The organism is Alteromonas sp. V450, assembly GCF_001885075.1.
Lineage (GTDB): Bacteria > Pseudomonadota > Gammaproteobacteria > Enterobacterales > Alteromonadaceae > Alteromonas.
Genome location: NZ_MODU01000004.1, coordinates 2001004 through 2015720, shown reverse-complemented (window position 1 = coordinate 2015720; position 14717 = coordinate 2001004). Strand labels below are relative to the sequence as shown.

At 42.4% G+C, this 14717-nt stretch carries 14 protein-coding genes; 8 read left to right on the top strand and 6 right to left on the bottom strand.

Translation table 11 applies throughout. The features are described from left to right. Nucleotides 1-49: 49 nt before the first annotated feature. Nucleotides 50-646, bottom strand: a complete 597-nt coding sequence (locus BK026_RS08820; RefSeq protein WP_071815537.1) for a hypothetical protein — start codon at nt 644-646, stop codon at nt 50-52. A gap of 550 nt (nt 647-1196) precedes the next feature. Between BK026_RS08820 and BK026_RS08815 the strand changes: the two genes are divergently transcribed. After that, nucleotides 1197-2165 (top strand): fatty acid desaturase, encoded by a 969-nt coding sequence (locus BK026_RS08815; RefSeq protein ID WP_071815536.1) that lies wholly within the window; start codon nt 1197-1199, stop codon nt 2163-2165. After that, nucleotides 2162-3136: a bifunctional 2-polyprenyl-6-hydroxyphenol methylase/3-demethylubiquinol 3-O-methyltransferase UbiG gene (locus tag BK026_RS08810; protein ID WP_071815535.1), complete on the top strand. Its 975-nt coding sequence runs from the start codon at nt 2162-2164 to the stop codon at nt 3134-3136. The genes BK026_RS08815 and BK026_RS08810 overlap by 4 nt, the downstream gene beginning before the upstream one ends. A 17-nt stretch (nt 3137-3153) precedes the next feature. On the opposite strand, the gene BK026_RS08805 is transcribed toward BK026_RS08810, so the two are convergent. From BK026_RS08805 to BK026_RS08795, 3 genes are all read right to left on the bottom strand, one after another. Continuing rightward, nucleotides 3154-4296, bottom strand: a complete 1143-nt coding sequence (locus BK026_RS08805) for a serine hydrolase (RefSeq protein WP_071815534.1) — start codon at nt 4294-4296, stop codon at nt 3154-3156. Nucleotides 4297-4310: 14 nt separating this feature from the next. Then, a complete protein-coding gene (locus BK026_RS08800) occupies nt 4311-5360 on the bottom strand; it encodes a hypothetical protein (protein WP_071815533.1) in 1050 nt (349 codons plus the stop codon). A 295-nt stretch (nt 5361-5655) separates the two neighbouring features. Further along, nucleotides 5656-7320, bottom strand: a complete 1665-nt coding sequence (locus BK026_RS08795) for an acyl-CoA dehydrogenase family protein (protein WP_071815532.1) — start codon at nt 7318-7320, stop codon at nt 5656-5658. A 251-nt stretch (nt 7321-7571) separates the two neighbouring features. Here BK026_RS08795 and BK026_RS08790 point away from each other — a divergent pair, with 251 nt between their 5' ends. The 3 genes from BK026_RS08790 (at nt 7572) to BK026_RS08780 (ending at nt 10313) form a co-directional block, all read left to right on the top strand. Further along, nucleotides 7572-8372, top strand: coding sequence for a PaaX family transcriptional regulator (locus tag BK026_RS08790; RefSeq protein ID WP_071817567.1), 801 nt, complete (start codon nt 7572-7574; stop codon nt 8370-8372). A 48-nt stretch (nt 8373-8420) separates the two neighbouring features. Continuing rightward, on the top strand, nt 8421-9533 hold the full coding sequence (locus tag BK026_RS08785; RefSeq protein ID WP_071817566.1) for a hypothetical protein: 1113 nt from the start codon (nt 8421-8423) through the stop codon (nt 9531-9533). A 312-nt stretch (nt 9534-9845) separates the two neighbouring features. After that, nucleotides 9846-10313, top strand: a complete 468-nt coding sequence (locus BK026_RS08780; protein ID WP_071815531.1) for a DUF3718 domain-containing protein — start codon at nt 9846-9848, stop codon at nt 10311-10313. A 182-nt stretch (nt 10314-10495) separates the two neighbouring features. Here the strand turns inward: BK026_RS08780 and BK026_RS08775 are convergent, their stop codons facing one another. Then, nucleotides 10496-11827, bottom strand: coding sequence for a M24 family metallopeptidase (locus tag BK026_RS08775; RefSeq protein WP_071817565.1), 1332 nt, complete (start codon nt 11825-11827; stop codon nt 10496-10498). A gap of 108 nt (nt 11828-11935) precedes the next feature. Here BK026_RS08775 and BK026_RS08770 point away from each other — a divergent pair, with 108 nt between their 5' ends. Further along, nucleotides 11936-12649 (top strand): ABC transporter substrate-binding protein, encoded by a 714-nt coding sequence (locus BK026_RS08770; RefSeq protein ID WP_177247897.1) that lies wholly within the window; start codon nt 11936-11938, stop codon nt 12647-12649. A gap of 38 nt (nt 12650-12687) precedes the next feature. Here the strand turns inward: BK026_RS08770 and BK026_RS08765 are convergent, their stop codons facing one another. Continuing rightward, a complete protein-coding gene (locus BK026_RS08765; RefSeq protein WP_071815529.1) occupies nt 12688-13068 on the bottom strand; it encodes a VOC family protein in 381 nt (126 codons plus the stop codon). Between the two features lie 109 nt (nt 13069-13177). Here BK026_RS08765 and soxR point away from each other — a divergent pair, with 109 nt between their 5' ends. Together soxR and rlmF are read left to right on the top strand one after the other, a co-directional pair. Then, nucleotides 13178-13654 (top strand): redox-sensitive transcriptional activator SoxR, encoded by a 477-nt coding sequence (soxR, locus tag BK026_RS08760; protein ID WP_071815528.1) that lies wholly within the window; start codon nt 13178-13180, stop codon nt 13652-13654. A gap of 6 nt (nt 13655-13660) precedes the next feature. Beyond that, nucleotides 13661-14635 carry a 23S rRNA (adenine(1618)-N(6))-methyltransferase RlmF gene (rlmF, locus tag BK026_RS08755; RefSeq protein ID WP_071815527.1) on the top strand — a complete coding sequence of 325 codons (975 nt, stop codon included), beginning with the start codon at nt 13661-13663 and terminating at the stop codon, nt 14633-14635. Nucleotides 14636-14717: the final 82 nt, after the last annotated feature.

Below are 14717 nucleotides of genomic sequence, written 5' to 3'. Positions count from 1 at the left end.
CAAGATGTGCCCCTATGCAAGAGGGGCACACACGCGGCACCCTTTCAAACTAATTCGATGCGGGCTGTTGAGCAACATCTTTCGCATGTTTGCTTAAAGCACCATAGGCTTCATAGTGTTTAGTTTTATAGTTTTCTTTCGCCTGCATAAAGCTTTCGTATTTTTCACTTAACTCCGGTGAGTCTTCGATGGCTTGTTTAACTAAAAGCATCATCTCTTTCTCTTTTTCGGCGTATCGTTTTTTAAACTCTTGCGCTCGTAGCGTGTTATTGATTTGTCCAAGCAGGCCTTCGTCAGTACCAAAATTAATTTCATCTTCGATAGCTTGAGCAAAATTAGGTACGCATTGCCATTGTTTACGTACCACGTGAGACCCCGTTCTGGCCTCAATTCTTTTGTTTTCACATGTCACGTGAAACAGTTCGTCTTCTAGCATTGAGTTCAACTCGTTATAAAATGCGCGTTGTCTAGCGCGCGTTTGTGCTCGTAACATTAACAACGAGTTGTCGCCCCTAACTTCAATGACTTCCACAGACGATTCTGATTTTTTTGCTGCTGTTTCTTGGGCTTGATTCGTGGCCGCCGCAGAAAAGCTAAAGAATAAAAATGAAATGCAAAGAACGCTTTTGAATTTATTGCTTAACATGATGGTTTCCTTTTTAATCCAACATTGTTGTTAATGTCCATATTACTTAATAGTTAAACGTGCATTCTACAGGGTAAGTTATTCCAGATGTAATAAAATGTGTCGACCGATTTGACCTCAACGGTAAGCGTGCAATATTGATTATTTAAAAGAACAATAATAAAAGCAACTTTATAGCCTAAAATATTCCTACTAAGAGAACTTCGCTATTTCCAGTTCTAGCCGCACAACGAGCGAAGCATGTGTGTCGGATTGATTTATCCTTGGAAATGCTTTCTTTAAACTACAACGAATAAAGTGAGATATACCCGTTTGTCTACGTGTACATCTTAAGAACTAGCGAGCTACAGGGTACGCTACGTGTCATGAAACTAATTAATATAAGCGGAAAATGTGGTGTAACTGCTTATATGTAATTTGAAGGTCTTTAATGGATTGTCAAAAGGTGTAAAAGGTTCGTGCGTCCTTTTGGCTGCTACTATCTAAATCTAAGCTAATATGTTAATTTGCAAAACAAACGTTGTACGGATACAAAAAACGCCCTAATACAATGAGTGCTTTACATCACCTCTCTCGGCGCGAGCTTCTCTCAACCGAACAGTTGAAATCTTTGAACACCATCAATTCGTCGAAAGTCTTGTTTGACATTACGGTTTGTTGGCTGGTCATAATTGGTTCCTGGGCCGTGGCGGCATGGGGGCAACAGATTTGGTTATACTTCATATGCGCCGCTATTGTAGGCAATCGTTTTTATGCACTTTTCATCATCGGGCATGATGGCTTGCACAGACGTCTGCACAACAATAAGGACAAAAATGATCTCATTTCCGATATTTTTGTGCTGGCACCAATTTTTGCTATCACCCGTCTTAACAACAGAAATCACCTTAATCATCACAAGTATTTTGGGACCAGCCAAGATCCAGACCGTTACAAGTATGAGAGTGCGAATAAGGCTGAAGCGACGAGCTATGTACTTTATTTGACGGGAATTTCAACGCTATTCAGATCTGCCGTTAATGTCTTTTTCAAACCTGCACCAGGTGAAATGAGTGACAGGGCGTCGGCGAATAAGGCTAAAGGCTATACTACGCGTGATGTGTTAGTGTTAATCGCTGTTCAGACGTTTTTGTTTGCCACCACAACCGTATTTTTTGGCTGGTGGGGATATTTTTTAATGTGGGCGTTACCAGTGTACCTGTTTACTTTTGTACCGGATTTTATTCGTTCGTTTGCTGAACATTCCCATCCCGAACATGACTCTGTGGCCGATGAGCACCGCTTAATCACTTTTGAATGTAATAAAATCGAGCAAATGATATTTGCGCCTATGAATATGAACTACCATGCAGTTCATCATTTATGGCCCACTATTCCTTATTACAACCTGTTGCCAGCAACCCAGTTGATAAAGAATAACCCCTTGTCTGACAGCCTTGTTTGGAGGCATTCTTATTTTCACTACTTAGTGAGTTACCTTAAAAAACTACCACTCAAAGAATACTCAAATAAGCAATGACAACCCATTATCCTGACGATTTACCTGTAATCGAAACTACCAAAGTAAAGCAATGTCCAGTTTGTGACTGTGAATCTTTTCATTCATTTGCAAAAGGTCAAGACTATGAACTTGAAACCTGTGCCAATATTTGGGAGTTTGTTCAGTGCGCACAGTGCACTCATGTCTGGCTAAACCCGCGGCCATCGGTAGCAACACTCAACACTATCTATCCACCGCACTATTATTCGTACGACTTTGAAACTAAAGTGCATCCCATTGCTCTGAAAGCCAAAGCAATATTAGATAAGCTAAAATTCAAAAGCTTCTTTAAACATCTCAAGCAAACGCCAAAAACCTATGCAGATGTTGGTTGTGGCTCGGGCCGCTTTCTAAAGCTAATGCATCATATGGGCCTCAAAAAGCAAGATATTTATGGTTTAGAGCTGACTCAAAGCGTTGTAGACGAACTAAACAACTTGGGCTTTAACGGTATTAATTCACGTGTTGAAGAAGTAAAAGAAATTGAGCCCGAGTCGCTTGATTTGGTTACTATGTTTCATGTGATTGAGCACGTAGAAGACCCCCGGGCAGTTGTCGCCAAGATTAACCAATGGCTTAGTAAAGACGGTTGTCTTGTGCTAGAAACGCCTAACTTTGACAGTGTTGATGCAAAGCTATTTAAAAATCAGTTTTGGGGTGGCTATCACATACCTCGTCACTGGCATGTGTTTTCGGTTGATACACTGGTAAAGCTGCTTGAAGACAATGGCTTTGATATAGTTGCCATCAAGTACCAGCCTGGCCATTCGTTCTGGTTGTATTCATTTCATCATTTATTTAAATACAAGCTAAACATGCCGAGAGTGGCCAAATGGTTTGATCCGATAGGTAGCTTACTGTTCTTGGTTTTATTTACGGGCTTGGACAAGCTGCGCGCGCCCTTCATGAAAACGTCCTCAGTATTAGCGGTGGCAAGGAAAAAGGCGTGACACGTGTGCGTTTTGCTTCAATAAACCGATGGATCTTCACCGTCCCATAGGTTTAGATCAGCCAGTATTTCAAAGGTTGCATAGGTAAAGTCATTGACATTTAATGATACCGAATTGCACATTCCAACAACCGAGGTGTTGGTATCAGGCCGTCTTATATAACTTGTGTCTGTACCCACCCAGCCACCGTTATGAAAAAAGTAACGGCCATCAGTATTTTGCCCATTGGCGTAATACCATTTTTGTTCGTCGCTATCGGGAATGTTGATATTTGGCTTGTTCATTAGCGCCATGAGTGCTTGCGGTTCTTTGCCCAGTTTTGGGTTATAGAAGTGATTATCCCAAATAAGCATGTCGTCAACAGTAGTGAATAGGCCGCCATCTCCAATAGTGTGTAAAGCAGCTAAATGATTAAGAGGCTCACCTGTTTCTGATGAACGATACCCTGTTGCTCTGTTAGGGATAATCTCCTCTACACTGTCTGAGAAAAATGTATCATTCATTCCAAGTGGCGAAAATATGCGCTTGTCAGTAAATTCTCGTATCGTCATTCCGCTTACTCGCTCAACCAGCTGCGCCAGAATAATGTAACCGTGATTACTGTATTCCATGGAAGTGTTAGGCTGATGTACAAGGGGAAAGTCTTTAATTACCGCGTAATACTCTGCATTTGAAACAAACTGCTCACTACCAATCATGAAACCGCTCAAAGAAGAGTTGCGTAGCGTATCTAAATGATCTTCAAAATCGCCTAAACCTGAAAAATGACCAAGCAACGCATTTATTGTGATTTTTTGTCTGTAATCTTTTAGCTCGGGCAAATACTGGCGTATATCGTCGTCAAGTTTGATGCTGCCATCATCGACTAAAAGTAAAACGGCAAATGCCGTAAACTGCTTTGATACAGACGCCATTCTGAATACCGATTTAGCATTAAGTGGAATGTGATACTCTACATTCGCTAATCCATAGCTCTTTTTAAAAATAAACTGTTGGTTCTGAATTATACCTATAGAGCAGCCGGGACCATTTGCGCTAATTGTCTTTTCTGCAATTGCATCCATTCGTTTTTCAAGAAGCATGAACTGCGTTTCGTTTGCAGCACTTTGACCAGAACTTAATAACAAGCCACATACGAGTGCCTGAGTAATTTTGTGCATGATTTTCCCTGTTTTCACTTACCTGAAAATAATTTGACATACTGTGCAACACAGTCGTTTTTTGCTATTTGTGGGTACCGGTCAGCTAGCGTTTCAGCATACCTGTTTGTAAACGTGGGTGAAAATGCATACAACCTGGCCAAATCACGTTCAAACTTATGCTTGATAATCTTCGGAATGTCTTCGTCTAAAGGCGCCATAGCGCTTTCAAGGCGTTGCTCATTGATTTGTTGCTTTATTTGGAGAATCATATCATCTACTTCGTCAAAATCGTCACTGGTAAACGATAAAGCTGGGTGAAAGCGAATATCACTATACCGGCCATTGTCCCATTCAAGCATAGTTGAGAGTTGTTCAATCCCTCTAGTTGAATATCTTTCAACTCCATACAAAGCATAAGCAAGCGCGCGCTGAACCTGCAGTTTTACTTTGTCATTGAAAGCATTTCCATTTGTACTGTATTGGCGCTTCGCTTCTATCATGCTTTGCATGACAAGCAGTGTAAGCGCCTCACCCGTCATTCCATGCATAAGCGCTTTGTTTGCCACTTCAGTTCGTCTTGAAAAGCTAACGTCTCTGCGACTCAATGTCGCGATTATCGCATTCACGTCATTATTCTGAACATGGTCCATAAGTTGGTCCAGTGCAATTTCTTTGTAGGGTTTTATTAATTCAACGTCTCCTACCTCAATATAACCGTCATAAGCTTCATACATAGCAATGTCGCCAGTTAATATAGACGCCTCTCTCATCTCTAACTGAGCTAACTTTTTATCCTGTCCGTGTAAATCAGAATAAATGGAGCACCAGTCATCTTCGTAAGCATAGATGTTAGTTTGCTTTGACTTAAACTGTTTTAGCTCACTGTAGGTTTCTGCTTGTTCTTCTTTTGTGTTTTGTTCAGCCTGAATGGAGACGTTGCTTGTATCTTGAGTTTCTTGTTGACGGGCGTTGTTTTGTAAAGGCGTATTCAGAGTTATGCTTTCACTCGAAACAATGAGCCAGATTAGACCGGCGGTACAGACTGAGCAAATAGTTAAAATTGAAAAAAATTTAGTAGACATTATGGCAATCCATTGCAAAGCTCAACGTCGCGTATCGCACTATCTAACATGCAGCTACCTAGCAGTACGTTTGTTGTTGAATTTACCTCATCAAAGCATTGGGCTTGAGAAGTTATTTCAATTGGAAGTCCTATCATAACACCACTTCCAAAGATACCAACCAATCCGCTGAAACTGTGATTTCAACCCTATTTTGCACTCGGCTTTGGCTTCAGTTTTGGGTGGCACATCGCTACATAATTTCTTAGCAGTTCAAAAGTCACAACCTTAGTGACAAAAAGCGCATGTAAACTATTTAGCCATACGAAACCTGCCCCAACGAGATGATTTTTTCAAACGCTGCAGTGTCGGGTAATGTACCCAAAGCAAACCCACACACGTTGCCAAGCCTTGATTCACAGAACGTATGGGCAATGTCGATACAGACATTGTCGTTGGCAAGCAGAGAGCATGCTTGCAGCGCTAGCGCCATTTGTTCTGTCAAATAACGACTACGCACTTCCATATTCTGCGTGTCGTTAAGTGTGTCAAATAGCTGACCAAGATGAATATCGTAGTGCTTATTTTTGCCTGTTTGTGTATTTAGTTCGTTGAACAAAGCGGCTTTAATGTTAGGCTCTTTGGCCAGTGCCCGAAGAACATCCAAGCATTGCACGTTTCCGCTGCCTTCCCATATGGAATTAAGCGGGGCTTGGCGGTAGTAGCGGGGCATAGGGTTTTCTTCAACGTAACCAATACCCCCTAAACATTCTTGTGCTTCGTTAACAAACATCGGTGTACGCTTACAAATCCAGTATTTTCCTATTGCCGTAGCCAGCCTAGCAAGTGCCGCTTCATGGCTATTGCTCGATGCATTGTCAACCGCTTTGGCTACACGCATAGTAAGCGCGGTAGCTGCTGCGCACTCAATGGTGAGGTCAGCCAGCACATTTTGCATTAGGGGCTGATTGACCAAGGTTTTGCCGAATGCATCGCGATGGCTAACGTGGTGTAAAGCATGTACCAGCGACTGCCTCATAAGTGCTGACGAGCCTATCATGCAGTCTAACCGGGTAAGCGACACCATATCTATGATCACCGGCACACCGCGGCCCTCTTCGCCAATTAGATATGCTGTAGCTTCTTGAAATTCAACCTCAGAGGACGCGTTGCTCCAGTCGCCTAACTTGTCCTTCAAACGCTGAATTCGAACGTTATTCAGTTCACCGTTTTCTAACACTCTTGGTAGCAAAAAGCAGCTTAGCCCGCCTTTGGCTTGCGCAAGTATAAGATGCGCGTCGCACATAGGGGCTGAGAAAAAGAACTTGTGCCCGACAATATGGTAACTTCCATCAGCCTGTTTCGCCGCTGTAGTGGTATTACGCCTTACATCCGATCCACCTTGCTTCTCAGTCATACCCATACCAATTGTAATCCCTTGTTTCTCAATAGCGGGTAATGTGCGAGGGTCGTAAACACCGTGAATGACTTTATCTAAGTAGTAGGGCGGTAAGTGATTTGCGTACCGCATGGCCGGTATTGCTGCGTGGGTCATAGTTAGTGGGCAAGACGTGCCAGACTCAGCCTGGTAATGCATATACATTAGGGCTGCTCGGATGGTATGTGCGCCTTCGATACCTTCATGTTTCCATGAATAGTTATGTACATTGTGCTGCATCGCACTTTCCATAAGCGCGTGATAGCTGGGGTGAAATTCAACATCGTCAATGCGGCGGCCGTAGCGATCGAATGTGTGGAGAGTTGGCTTATTCTTATTAGCGAGCTCTCCGTGTTCCATAAGTGCTTTACCTGCAAGTTGGCCGTAACGGTGTAAAAGGCCTATATCATGCTGGTGATTTAACGGTAATTGTTGGTTTACTAACGCGCGAAGTAATGCGTCATCTTGCCACAGGTTATAGTCGGAAAGGGGAGTCGGCTGGTTTTCTACAACGTGAGTAACAAATCGGTTTGATGAAGTCATCGCAATTCCATTAAGTCAATTAATAGGCGCATAGTTTTGCCTGACCTTTACGATAAAACATTACATTGATTGTTGCAAATGGCCTATTTTTGTAATGTTTGTGCCTTGCGCGTGTTTATATAATGATGGACATAAAATATTTGGCTTTTATCACGTCAGAATTTAATTACAGTTCAAAGAAGGTTTGTGAGGTTTTTGTCACGGCCTTGCTAGCCAAATAGAGTGTGTTTAAACAAAGAAGTAAACAGAATTTGCAACTTAAAAAAGAAACAAAGCCTACAGCACGAAAGCTATTGTTAAAGCTGCTAGGCTCACGAGATAACATTCAAATGAACGCGGGTGCAGCCGTTAGAGTAGGGGCACTGTTTGGTATTTCTGAAAACAACATTCGCGTAACGCTCACCCGTTTGCAGTCTGCACAACTTATCACTTTGGTTGAACGGGGTTATTACAAGCTGGGCGATAAAGGCATGCGTTTTGCCAGGGAAATACATCAGTGGCGAGAAGATGAAAACGGACTTGTGTCTTGGCAAAACGATTGGGTAGTGGCCCAAACCAGCACGTTTCCTAAAAGCGATAAAAAGCAGCTGAGAACTAATGAACGTGCACTTAAGCTGGTGGGTATGAGAAAGCTTGTAAACGATACCTATATAAGGCCTAACAATTTTGTGGGCGGCACGGTCGAGATCAGGAATAAACTTCATACACTCGGCTTATCGAACAAAGCGCTAGTATTTAGTGCTAGCGATTTTGACAATAAAACACAAAGTAAGGCGATGGGGCTGTGGCGTCACCTGAATTTAGAGACGCTTTACGAAGAGGGATGCAACGAAATAGAGGTGTCTCTTGCCCGATTACCGTCGTTATCTCTTGAAGATGCAACAAAAGAGTCTTATGTCATAGGAGATAGGGCATTGTACCACTTGGTTTTTGACCCTTTGTTGCCAGCGCCACTTGTTGATGTGACGATGCGTGAACGTTATCGCAACCTTGTGAAACGGTACGATGACGTTGGCGCACAAATATGGCATCGCTATTTGGACCAAAGTTAGGTTAGTAGTCTCAGCATTTAAAAGGAAGTAACCGAAATGGAAGCAAAAATGACCGCATCAAGACCGTTGTTTAAACACATTCGCAATCATACTGCGCTATTCAATGAGCTTTCTCACTATAGAAATGTCGCAGTGGATACCCTAGGGTTTTCGGGCTATGAGTTTTATAAAACGCCAAAGTTCGTCACCGAAGATGGAAGTCGGCTTACCATAGAGCCTGAGAGGAGCATTGTACTGCCCAAAGTTAATGCGTTATCGGGTTTGAAGAGCAAGTTAACGCAGGCTATTCCCATGTTGCACATGGTTAAGCATAGCGAAATAGGTTATCGCTATCCAACGGCAGCGCTAGCAGGGCTAGACGCACCATTTATCAAACGCATGCGCTCTGAGTATTTTCACAAAGTGGATGAAGATAGAAGTATTTGCCGCCCTGTTAATTTGTCATATGGAATAAAAAGTCGCGGAAAAGCAGACAACCGCCAAGAATACGAAGTGTGGATGCCCGATGAAGCGCCAGATCAAAATCCGCTTCCTCTACTTATTAATGACTATGGTGAAGATTTACCCGATGATGTAAGACACTTTGCTGAACAGCCCTCTAAAGTTCACGGGTGGATGGGCGTGAAGCGGGCGGCTTTTGAAGCGCTCTACACAAATAAACAACACTGTGGCGACTTGGTTATTTGTGTTGCCATGAGCGTAGACGCTTACAACATCGGTGCTAAACCTGATTTATCTTATTCGCCAGAGGCGGAAAGCTCAATTGCCACAAGTAACGCTGAGTTCGAGTGGGAAATAGAAGGCTATTATGCGCCTCGTGGATGGCTGTTTGATCACGATGAGGTGTGGGCAGCAATTAATCATACGTTAGAAGCCATTAATGCGCCGCTTAATAATTTATACGGCAATGCAGTAATTCCTATAGCCGAAAGCAAGACGGAACGAATTTTGTCGACGTTGCAATCGCTTGGCGTTACGCAAAAAGAAATAGATGAGTTAAATCTTCAGCCATGGGAATTCATGCTTACTGAGAGTGAGCACAGGGTAAAAGCACATGATCCGAGTCGCTCAGTAAACTTGCTCGGTAGATTAAACCGGCTTTTTTACCAACCAGAGCAGCCGTTGCCTTCGCTTAATTGGATGCACGATCTGATTTTATAAGCTGAAATGTCTACGCTGAAAAGCATCGTTAATCAAAACCATGAGTAAATCAAAGCGCGCTGAACGTAAATTCATGCGCGCTTTTTAGCTTCACCGTGCTGTAAGCCTGTAACTAAACCGACTTATATGTAAATTTTTATACAAAAAATGTTTAATTTTGTAAATAACTTTCAGTTTTGTCGTAATCTGTCTGTTTAATTTGCTATTTTTGTAATTTAATTACGAAAAATGCTTTATTTTTTGAAAGTGTTGTTCATAATGTACACATCACTTAGGTGATATCTAATTTAGTTACAAAATAGGAATTCAAAAATGAAACTGTCTACTTTCGCTGTCGCTTTAACGTTATCTGTTGCTGCTACTCAAACTTTCGCAAAAGATGTAGTACTAAAGCCAATTAACGACAACATCGAAACACAAGCGTGTTTAACTGCGGCCAAAGAAGGTTTCGGCCCTGCGTTACGCCTTATTCGTGCAAATGGTTTTAATGCTGAAGAGTTCAGTGCATCTGTGCGTTGTAACGGCGAATCACTTCGCACGTTTGCTTATATGTATAAAAACAACAAGGCCACTGAAAATGCAAAAACGGTTGCTCTTGTTGCTAAGAACCAAGACGTAGCATCACAAGCGTGTTTAGAAGCGCTTTCTGTAGGTAAAGATGCTGCACTAGCAAAATTTGGTTTGGAAGGTGAAAATATCATCTGCAATCACAAAGAAATGTCTGACTTCGTTCGTCAATACAGTGTAGAAAACGTAGTAGTTCGCACGTCAGCTGAATAAGGCTACGATTTAGGATAGCAACCTACTGCTAATATTTAGTACAGTTTCATGGCCTTTCGCTTGAAAAGGCGAAAGGCCTGACACTTTACGAGCTTTATCATTTACTCTCTTTTTCAATACTGGCTATTCTTGCCAATTGATACCCCTCACCGCTGTAAATAAGTACAAAGCTCTACATGTATTTATTGTTTTTCAGCAGGGTGAATTAGGTGAAATTTGGTCTGCCTTCCATCTAGATAAATTACTTTCTCTCCATCAAAAAACGCATCTTCTTCCAGCATAATTCGTACCTCTTTATTCCATTCTTCAATATAGCTGGCTGCGTTGAGTTCTATGGAATAGGCTGTTTTTTCGAACATCGGGTAGTCACCTTTAACTGGCACGCCTTCTTGTGCGTCCCACATTCCGATAGTTGGGCCTGCAGCGTGCCCGTGAAAACCAAGCGGATGGGTATAAATAGCCGGCGTAATGCCTTGGTCAATAGCCTGCTGTCGTGACATGCTTAAAATGGCGTTGCCTGTTCTTCCTACTTTAAAGTTACTCGTTAAAATGTCTTGTAAATGGTTACCGTTTTTTAAAGCCTTTTTCAGAGACAAAGGCGCATCATTTTCACCTGGTTTTAATACATACGCATGTTGCTGTTGGTCAGTGTTAAGTCGAAGGTAGGTAATACCGAAGTCAACGTGAATTAAATCGCCTGGCTGAATAACATTTTCTCCTGGCCGTTTGCTAAATGCTGCAACCTGATTAAATACTTCACTGTCTTGACGTTGAATTGAAACAGTGGGGTGGAACCAGTTGGTGAGTCCTAGTGCGCGAGTTTGATCGCGCAGCCACCACACTACGTCGTCAGTAGTGGTCACGTTGGGGGTAATTACTTCGTTTGAAAACGCTGTGGAAATCAGTGAGTGTCCAATTTGGGTAAGCACTGGATAATGCTTCATTTCAAGTTCACTGCGGGTTTCAAGCCACCCTACGGCAAGTTTTTCGCCACTCACAACACGACTTTTTAGGTCGTCTGAAAGTACGGCCATAAACTTTTTATATTCGGTAGAGGACATACCGTCAGCAAGTGCAAATGCCTCAGATACATTAATTGCAATTTTTGAGGGGTTACGCGTTTCGATAATCTGTTTTAACGCTTTCCATTGATTAGGTTGTGCTTCCTTATCCCACGCTTTTTCAAACAGTGCACCTACCGCATACCTTGCTACCGCAAGGCGTTCAAGAGGTTGACCGTTTCCAGGATCATAAATAACGAGCATGGTATGACGTCTTGCAGATACCCATGTAGACGGCAGCATGGTTTTTAAAACAGGATCTTCATTATATTCTCTGGACATTAGCACCCACATGTCGATGCCTTCTCGCGCCATTATCCGCGGTAACACGTCACTAAAACGTTGTTCTAGAATGTTGTCGATTAACTTGCTTCTTTCTTTCATCGAAAGCACGGGAGTAGCGAGTGTCGAGAGTGAATAAAGCATAAGCACAAAAAGAATAATTTTTTTCATTTGCAATCCGTTGGTTAGGTCGTCATCTGTGTAATTTTTAACTATTCTGTATACCGTTAACATGCTATGAAGTCTTTGTATATATAAATCAAACGAATGGATACCTTGATGAAACGTTGTGTTTATTTTGCTCTGTTGCTTTTGGCGATGCTAAGCATGAATTCACTCGCGCACACAACAATTAAGTGGGGAACAGATCATTGGACAGGTTACACCGATTATGATGGAAGTGGCTTTTACAATGAGCTTATGCGAAGCATTTACCCTGAGCCTGACTTTATATTGGACGTACAGTATTATCCGTGGAAGCGCTCGCTGAAATATATCTCACAAGCCTCAATCGATATGACGGGCGCTGTACACATCACCTCAACACTTTATCATTCTCGCCGGCCTATTATTATTGACAGAGTTGTGATGGTCAGTAGAAAGCAAGACGCGCTTAACATTCAGTTGCTGAATAAAAAACTGGGGGCGTACAGGTCTGGGTATGAAGACATGGTGTTTTACCCCTATTTGTCTAGTGCCATCATGGGCGTTGAAGTTCAAGACTCGCACAAAGGTATCGCTCTGTTATCTAAAGAAAAAGTCGATTTTTATGTTGGTGCGGATAGTATGGTTCAACAAGCTTTAGAAGCGCGAGACGACAAGGCTGAGTTCGAAATCTCCGAAATTGGTCAGTTTGAGCTGTATTGGTCATTTGCAAAGAACCCGAAAGGCTTAGCGCTAAAAAATAGGTTCGACCAACAGCTAGATGTATTGCGCGAGCAAGGTGTTCTCGCGCAACTGTATTATAAGTACGATCTAACCATGCCATTTTAAGTTTAAAGGCATTGTAGTGAGGTAAGTGGTGATTACCGCTAAAGGTAAGAAACTACCTCAATTTCTATGTTTCGCTGGGCCATAAAATAAAAACGTCTGCCGGGTTCATAATCGCCGTGACTGTAGGTGTCAAAATTAAGTGATAGAACGCGTTTTTCCACCTCAGCTAAGTCGGGCACTACAATGCCTATATGATTAATGTTTGCCAACGTTTCATAGTTGCTTTCTATGTCTTTAATCACCTTGGGCCTGTAAAGTGCTAAGTAGTCTTTGTTGTTTCCTACATGCACGGTATAGCCGTCATTTTTCGCGCCACCGCGCCACCTAACGGTCCAACCAAATAATGTGCAAAGCAAGCTTGCCAACGCATCAGGGTTTTCAACGGTGATATTTGTGTGCTCTAAGTAAGCCTCTGTCATGAATTTTTCCTTAAGTAGATAATCAACGAAAAACAGCTTAATATCTAAAGTTAACTTTAGATCAAGAGCTTTTTTCACCGTAAGTCAGAGAGTAAAAACGAGAGTCGACATGGCACCAGAACCCTTGGTAACTATTGGTTTTATAGCGAAACGCACTGGTAACGCTGTCTCATTAATTCGTTATTACGCGAACGAAGGACTTATTCCTTCTGTGCGAACGAGTGGCGGAAACAGAGCATTCCCTCGTTCTGTTATTCGCAGAGTTTCTTTTATTTTGATTGCGCAAAACATGGGGTATTCCCTAGCGCAAATAAAGCATCTTCTGTCTACGCTGCCTGAAAACAGAACGCCGACGCAGACCGATTGGGCAAAGCTAAGCACAGTGTTTAACCAACATATCGAAGCTAAAATTGCCGCATTGAGCAGTCTAAAAACGTCATTAGAAGGCTGTATTGGTTGCGGATGTTTGTCATTAGAGCGCTGTAAGCTTTACAATACCGACGACAAAGTGGCGGCCCAAGGCAATGGCGCCCAATTGCTCGATGAAAACGTACAATCTCAGTTTTTAAGTTCACACAAAAAGTAGCGCTTCATGCATCCAAAAAATCTCCACAAGAACGGCTATCCAATGGATGCCCTGTGCCAGTCATATCCCGCACTTGAGCCGTTTTTGGTCAGTACTAAAAATGGCTCGGTAAGTATCAATTTTGCTGATCCACAGGCCGTAAAGATGCTTAATGCAGCTTTGCTCCATCACTATTATCGCCTGGACTATTGGAATATTCCTGATGGATACCTGTGCCCTCCAGTGCCCGGTAGAGCAGATTATATTCATGGCATTGCTGACTTAATTAGGACAACGGGCGCCAATGGAAAAAATACGCAGGACCAAAGCATACGTGGGTTAGACATCGGCGTGGGCGCCAATGCTATTTATCCTATTATTGGGGTTACGTCATATGATTGGTCGTTTGTAGGCAGTGATATCGACGATGCTTCAGTGAAAAGTGCTAGCGCTATAGCCAATAAAAATAGTGTATTGGCCAACAAGTTCAGCGTTCGAAAACAAGCCAATACTTCACATATTTTTAAGGGGGTTGTTCATGAAAACGAACGTTTTACCTTCTCTATGTGCAATCCGCCATTTCATAAGTCTGCGCAGGAAGCGTTGTCGGGTACGCGCCGAAAAACGTCAAATCTACTTCGTAATAAACAAAAACGAAGCGGTAAAACAGTTGCCGATAGAGAGAAGCAAAGCACAATGCGCCACCCAAATAAGCCGACGCATAAGGGGCCTGTAAATGAAATGCACAATGCTCGCTTAAACTTTGCAGGAAAAGCCAATGAATTGTGGTGTGAAGGCGGAGAACTCGCGTTTATTCAACGCATGGTAAAAGAGAGTGTTTTGGTAAAAGACAATATTCAGTGGTTTACCTGTTTGGTATCAAAAAGCGCCCATTTAAAAGCCATTAAAACCAGTATTAACTATTATGAAGCCGCGCAGTGCAAGGTAGTTGATATGGGGCAGGGCAGTAAAATAAGTCGTTTTATTGCATGGGCGTTCTAAACATACTATTTATTTCTTTGGGTTGATGTGATTGGGTCACTCATCGCAGCTTATTATAGAAATATGGCTCTAGATACCTAGA

Coding starts and splice junctions, on each gene's coding strand:
- BK026_RS08775 (WP_071817565.1), bottom strand. CDS start 11,827: ATGAAAAAAATTATTCTTTTTGTGCTTATGCTTTATTCACTCTCGACA.
- BK026_RS08780 (WP_071815531.1), top strand. CDS start 9,846: ATGAAACTGTCTACTTTCGCTGTCGCTTTAACGTTATCTGTTGCTGCT.
- BK026_RS08795 (WP_071815532.1), bottom strand. CDS start 7,320: ATGACTTCATCAAACCGATTTGTTACTCACGTTGTAGAAAACCAGCCG.
- BK026_RS08765 (WP_071815529.1), bottom strand. CDS start 13,068: ATGACAGAGGCTTACTTAGAGCACACAAATATCACCGTTGAAAACCCT.
- BK026_RS08815 (WP_071815536.1), top strand. CDS start 1,197: ATGAGTGCTTTACATCACCTCTCTCGGCGCGAGCTTCTCTCAACCGAA.
- BK026_RS08805 (WP_071815534.1), bottom strand. CDS start 4,296: ATGCACAAAATTACTCAGGCACTCGTATGTGGCTTGTTATTAAGTTCT.
- BK026_RS08785 (WP_071817566.1), top strand. CDS start 8,421: ATGACCGCATCAAGACCGTTGTTTAAACACATTCGCAATCATACTGCG.
- BK026_RS08820 (WP_071815537.1), bottom strand. CDS start 646: ATGTTAAGCAATAAATTCAAAAGCGTTCTTTGCATTTCATTTTTATTC.
- BK026_RS08810 (WP_071815535.1), top strand. CDS start 2,162: ATGACAACCCATTATCCTGACGATTTACCTGTAATCGAAACTACCAAA.
- soxR (WP_071815528.1), top strand. CDS start 13,178: ATGGCACCAGAACCCTTGGTAACTATTGGTTTTATAGCGAAACGCACT.
- rlmF (WP_071815527.1), top strand. CDS start 13,661: ATGCATCCAAAAAATCTCCACAAGAACGGCTATCCAATGGATGCCCTG.
- BK026_RS08800 (WP_071815533.1), bottom strand. CDS start 5,360: ATGTCTACTAAATTTTTTTCAATTTTAACTATTTGCTCAGTCTGTACC.
- BK026_RS08770 (WP_177247897.1), top strand. CDS start 11,936: ATGAAACGTTGTGTTTATTTTGCTCTGTTGCTTTTGGCGATGCTAAGC.